The 1,589-nt window shown below is 68.9% G+C and carries 1 protein-coding gene; it reads right to left on the bottom strand.

Annotation, left to right across the window (positions count from 1 at the left end):
• Positions 1 to 183: 183 nt before the first annotated feature.
• The coding region (locus ACZYZ3_RS20490) for a heavy metal translocating P-type ATPase (protein WP_463965600.1) at positions 184 to 1,589 on the bottom strand (1,406 nt) is incomplete at its 5' end.

The raw sequence follows: 1,589 nt of genomic DNA, 5'->3' as shown, positions 1-1,589 counted from the left end.
GTGCAGGCCGGCGTGATGGCGCCGGTAGAACTCGGAGCCGGCGTAGGTTGCGCGGCGCAGCTCCCGCAGGGCGAGGTCCTGATGGGCCGTGATTTGGGCCGCATCCCAGTGGTCCCGTCTCCGCCATGCGGCCCGCAGGAACAGCACACGGAAGATGAGGCGGATGTCCATGGCTCTGTGCGGTCAGCGGTTCCCGGCCGGGGCCAGCGGCCGGTCAGCATGCGCGGTGGTGGCCTCGGGTGTTTCCGGCCGGGGCAGCCGGAGCCTCTTGAGCAGCAGGGCGTTGACGGCGACCAGGAAGCTGGATCCGGACATCGACAGGGCCGCGATCTCGGGGCTGAGGACAAAACCTGCGAAGGCGAAGACCCCTGCTGCGATGGGCAGGGCTATCGCATTGTACCCCACGGCCCAGCCCAGGTTCTGGCGCATCTTGCGCAGGGTTCCTTTGCCGATCCGCAGGGCGATGGGGACATCCAGCGGGTCCGAGCGCATGAGCACGACGTCGGCTGTTTCAATGGCCACGTCGGTGCCCGCGCCGATCGCGATGCCGAGGTCGGCCTGGGCCAGGGCCGGGGCGTCGTTGACGCCGTCGCCGACCATGGCTACTTTCTTGCCCGCCTGTTGAAGCTGGGCTACCTTGGCCGATTTGTCTCCTGGGAGCACCTCGGCGATGACGGTGTCGATGCCCAGCTGGCCGGCAATCCTTCGGGCGGTCGCTTCGTTGTCCCCGGTGAGCATGACGACCTCGATCCCGGCTTCATGCAGGGCCGCGACAGCGGCGGCCGCGGTTTCCCTCGCAGCGTCCGCCAATGCGATCACCGCCGCGGCCTTGCCGTCGACGGCGACGAGGACGGCGGTCCGTCCGGTGTCGGCGAGTTCATCGCGCACGGCGGCCAGCGGGCCCAGGTCGATGCCTTCGTTGGCCATAAGTCTGCGGTTGCCGACCAGCACCCGGCGCCCGTCCACGGTAGCGCCCGCCCCGTGTCCGGGAACGTTGAGGAAGTCCGAGGCAGCCAGGACGGGTGCGCCTGTTTCTTGCGCGTGCCGTACGACGGCTGCAGCGAGCGGGTGTTCGGATTCCTGCTCCACCGCGGCGACCAGGGCCAGGAGCTCGTTTTCGCCGATGCCCTCCACCACGACGTCGGTGACTTCCGGTTCGCCCTTGGTCAGGGTGCCGGTTTTGTCCATCACGACGGTGTCGATCCGGGCAGAAACTTCCAGGGCGGTGGCGTTCTTGAACAGGACGCCGCGTTTGGCGCCGAGGCCGGTGCCGACCATGATGGCCGTCGGCGTGGCGAGTCCGAGGGCGTCGGGGCAGGTGATTACGACGACGGTGATCGCGAACAGCAGGGCCGTCTGGACTCCGGCGCCGAGGGCGAGCCAGGCGGCGAACGTCAGGGTTCCGCCGATCAGTGCGACCAGGACGAGCCAGAACGCAGCCCGGTCGGCCAGCCGCTGGCCTGGTGCCTTGGAGTTCTGGGCTTCCTGGACGAGGGCCACGATTTGGGCCAGGGCGGTGTCGGCGCCGACTTTGGTGGCCCGGACCCGCATCGTGCCGGTGGTGTTGATCGAGGCGCCGATTACTTCCG

The sequence above is a fragment of the Pseudarthrobacter linnaei genome, assembly GCF_055412825.1.
The sequence above is the reverse complement of the archived record's forward strand: the minus strand, read 5'-3'. Positions and strand labels throughout refer to the sequence as shown.